Consider the following 526-nt stretch of genomic DNA (forward strand, 5'->3'; position numbering starts at 1 on the left):
CGCGCCGGACGCCATGGCCAGGCCGCTGGCAACGGCCAGGCTCAGCAGTGCCTGGCTGACGGCCGCCGCAAGCGGGGCGCGGCGCCGGGGTAGAGCATGCGAATCGGGCAAGAGCGTGCGGTGTGAAACGGCCATGGGGTTCCTTGCGGGCGGGATCTTGGAATGCCGGCAGTGATCTGCCTTTGCTGTCCATGACCCTGCGCGCAAGAAAACCGGACACCATGACGCAAACTTTTTTGTAACTAAGCCCGCGCGGCGGGCGCCAGCGTGACCCAGTACGCTGTCAGGTAACGCACCTGCACCGGCAGCAGCGCGGGCAGGGCCTGCAGAGTGCCGTCGGTGTTGTGCAGCTGGAAGGTGCCTGAAATGCGCAGCGCTGCCACATCGGGGTCGCAGCGCAGCAGGCCGGGGCGGTAGCGCGCCAGTTCGGCGGCGAAGCCGTCCAGGCGCATGTCGCGGGCATGCAGCACGCCGCGCAGCCAGTCGGGGCCGCGCGGGTCGGCGCCGGCGCCGGGGTAGACGGCAT

Annotated in this window: 1 pseudogene; it reads right to left on the bottom strand. The window is 70.0% G+C overall.

Going from position 1 to position 526, the window contains the following annotated elements:
* Positions 1–242: 242 nt before the first annotated feature.
* A pseudogene (locus tag LPZ50_RS25255) lies at positions 243–526 on the bottom strand (Fe2+-dicitrate sensor, membrane component); the annotation flags it as partial.

Origin of the sequence: Bordetella petrii (assembly GCF_020991325.1) — a bacterium.
In the GTDB taxonomy this organism is placed as follows: Bacteria; Pseudomonadota; Gammaproteobacteria; order Burkholderiales; family Burkholderiaceae_B; genus Bordetella_A; species Bordetella_A petrii_E.